General features: G+C 35.5%; 2 protein-coding genes and 1 tRNA gene. 1 reads left to right on the forward strand and 2 read right to left on the reverse strand.

What is annotated here, in order from left to right:
* The coding region (locus WBN21_RS10485) for a DUF2723 domain-containing protein (RefSeq protein WP_424200048.1) at positions 1–2923 on the reverse strand (2923 nt) is incomplete at its 3' end.
* A 189-nt stretch (positions 2924–3112) separates the two neighbouring features.
* Between WBN21_RS10485 and WBN21_RS10490 the strand changes: the two genes are divergently transcribed.
* Positions 3113–3185 (forward strand) — tRNA-Gln (locus WBN21_RS10490).
* Positions 3186–3438: 253 nt separating this feature from the next.
* On the opposite strand, the gene WBN21_RS10495 is transcribed toward WBN21_RS10490, so the two are convergent.
* A partial coding sequence (locus WBN21_RS10495; RefSeq protein WP_424200050.1) for a hypothetical protein occupies positions 3439–3729 on the reverse strand: 291 nt, incomplete at its 5' end.

The raw sequence follows: 3729 nt of genomic DNA on the forward strand, positions 1-3729 counted from the left end.
GCATATTGGTCATGGCTATGTCTGCTATCTCTTCAGCTTTATCAAGTTTATCTTCATTTATTAACTGTTCCGCTAAACGTGCTAAATTACCTCTGTAAGTAATGGAGTTTTTACGAGTTTCAACATCATGATAAATATCTGGACTTCCGCTATTTCCCCAATCCCAATTTTTAACTTTCTCATACATTAAATCGCTGTCCACACGTCCCATATCAAAAGGGTTAGATCTATCAACAGGCGTTTTTATAGGCACCAATTTATAGCACATACCATCTAATTGTAAATAGTCTTTCATCCAGATATAATCATCATCACCAAAACTACCACCAGTAAAATATATTGGGCGGTTCCATTCATTATTGGCAATAATATCTAGCATTAACAAACGGTTTTTATAAAGTGCACCGCCTGTTACTTTTAAGTTAATTTCTGAAACTATTTTATCAGCATCTTCCGGTTTTACAATCCCCGATTTTAAAGCATTTTCTTTATTTACAGGAAGGCGTAAATAGGGTGTTGGTAAGTATGTGGCATTAGCATCCTGACTTCTAACATTTGACATATCAATGCCACGTTGTTGTAAAACATATTTGTATTTAGTTTTTGGGTTATCACTTCCAACAAAATCTAAAAATTGTTTAACATCTAAGGTGTCATTAATAACTTGTTGAATGATAATATAATCGTTAGTCCCATATTTATACAAATCGTGCGTTAATTGCGACGGCACAGGATCACTTTCATAAGCCTTACGTTTCATTTGGTCGATATACCAATCGGTTTGAAATAAACTGGTGTTTACAACACGCACATCGGTTCGGTAGCCTTCAATTTCTTGAGCATACCAAAGGGCGAATGTATCGTTATCGCCAATGGTAAATAGAATCCCATTTTCAGCACAAGAATCTAAATACATTTTTGCCATAGCTCTAGCTGTGTATTTATCAGATCGGTCGTGGTCATCCCAATTGTTGGCCACTAAAATTCCAGGAACTAAAATTAAACATGCTACTGTGATTATTGGTGCCGCTAATTTTTTAGGCACATATTTTTTAAGGGTGTCGTAAATGGCGTAAACCCCAAAACCAATCCAAAGTGTAAATACATAAAATGAGCCAACTACTGAATAATCACGCTCACGAGGTTCAAAAGGACGTACATTGGTATATACTTGAATGGCAATTCCTGTAAACAAGAAAAACACCAGCATCACCCAAAACAATTTCTTGTCTTTATTAAACAAAAAGAAAAACCCAATAAGGCCTAAAATTAATGGGAATAAATAATACGTATTTCTAGCTTTATTGTTTTCAACATCGCTAGGTAAATTATCTTGCGACATACCTAAATGCCATTCGTCCAATAGTTTTATGCCCGAAATCCAATTTCCGTGGTTGTCATAACGGCCTTGAATATCGTCTTGTCTTCCAGAAAAATTCCACATAAAATAACGCCAGTACATGTAACCTAATTGGTATTCAAAAAGGTAAGCAATGTTACTTGCTAATGATGGTTTTTCAATGTCTATATAGTCTTTAAATTGTTTTAAGAAATCATTATAATCTTCATAATCAACATTCCCTTGAGCGACATCGTTTCTAAAATTTGAAACGGCACTAATCAGCTCGTTTTCCATGGCATAGTCAGGCTTCAGCTTAAAATCTAAAAACCCAGAAAACATCATATAGTTTTCAGCATGTTCGCCACTCCACATACGGGGAAGGAAAGAGGCGTGTTTTGAATTATAATTCTGCTTAGCATTTTTCCAATCGTTAACAACGACGTATTCACCTTTAGCTTTGTCCTTTTCATATTTAGGTTTATCATCTACATATGGGTTGTTTTCATCTAAATAGGCATATTGGTCGGTGAATTGAGGGCCGAAAAACAAGTGTGTTTCAGGATATTGTTCTAAGTTATAATAAGCCAATAATTCTCTGGCGCTTGATGGGTTGTTTTCATTAATTACCACATCGGCATTAGCACGAATAGGTAACATTAACCAGGTTGAAAAACCTATAATAACAAAGGTTAAACAAAGAATTCCTGTATTTAAATGGGTGTAATTTTTTTGACGTGTATATTTTAAGGCGTAAAAAATAATGGCCACTAATGCAATACCAGCAATTATGGAACCTGAATTAAAAGGGAGTCCTACGGAATTCACAAAAAACAATTCCATAGCACTAAAAATTCTAAGAATATTGGGTGCCAATAATTTAAATATAAAAAGCAACACCCCAACTGCAACTGCATTTGCAATTATAAAATTTTGAATAGTAACTGTTTTGTAGTTTTTAAAGAAATAAATAAGGCCAATGGCAGGAATAGTCAATAAGCCCATAAAGTGAACTCCAAACGATAGTCCAATAACAAAAGCAATTAAAATTAACCAGCGGTTACCTCGAGGTTTATCCATATCCTGTTCCCAACGTAGTGCTAACCAGAATAAAACCGCCATAATTAAAGTAGCCATGGCGTAAACTTCAGTCTCAACGGCATTAAACCAGAACGAATCTGTAAAGGCGAAGGCTAAACTTCCAACTAAACCACTACCTAAAATAGCCATAGATTTTCCTTGAGACATCTCATTTTTATCACCAACTAATTTTTTTAGTAATAACGTAATGGTCCAAAACATAAATAGAATCGTGAATGCGCTAGCTACAGCACTCATCATATTCATCATAAATCCAACTTGCGAAGGCTCAAAAGCAAACATCGAGAAAAAAGCTCCCATCATTTGGAATAATGGAGCTCCAGGTGGATGACCTACTTGTAATTTTGCCGAAGTTAAAATATACTCGCCTGCATCCCAAAAACTAACTGTTGGTTCTACCGTTAAACTATATGTTATAAGCGCTATTAAAAAAGAAAACCAGCCTAAAATGGTGTTCCATTTTTTATAGTTTACATGTGCCATGTGTATCTGAATTTATTTGCTTTGGCGAATTTAACAATAAATATGAAATGAGACCTAACTATTTAGTTTGTCTTAACATATACCTGAATCTTAAAGGCTTAAAAAAAACGTAAAGAATTGATGAATATTTTTCAAAAAAAACTTGTGCAAAGATTTTTTTATACTAAATTTGCACCCTCATTACACGAATGGCCTATGGTGTAACTGGCAACACGTTGGTTTTTGGTACCAAAGAGTCTAGGTTCGAGCCCTAGTAGGCCAACATTAATTTGAAATCCCGATCATTAATTTGATTGGGATTTTTTATTGTTTAAAACATTTTTATTTGGGCGCCTGCCTGCCGGCAGGCAGGTTACGCCTCCTAAGGTCGTCGTCGGGCTATCCGTTCCAAGTCCTCGCACCTCCTGCGTCGGGCTGTGGGCTATCCACTTCTATCCCTAACGCGCTTGTTTGCTGGCTTTTATTTTTAAACCTATAGCTGTTTTGTTTTTGGAAGGGATAGTTGTCTTTAAAAATTAAAGATAACGTCTCAAATAATCATCAGAATAATCAATTTCTAGCTCCATCCAAATGGGAAGATGATCAGACATTTCATAGGTAGACCAATTCTTGTATGATTTTTGCCAATTTACGTAAGGCGCTTTGTTATGGTTAGCTCTAACTTTTTCTACTATAATTTCATAATGATTTAGCATGTCTTCCTCACTTGGTCTAGATTTACCGTTTTTTAAATCTTCATCAGTTAATTTTGGAGCTTCCTCAGTCGGATGAGGTCCAAAAACGGCGTGGCGCCAATCAAACGTTCC

Origin of the sequence: Algibacter sp. (assembly GCF_049667265.1) — a bacterium.
Classification (GTDB): domain Bacteria; phylum Bacteroidota; class Bacteroidia; order Flavobacteriales; family Flavobacteriaceae; genus Algibacter_B.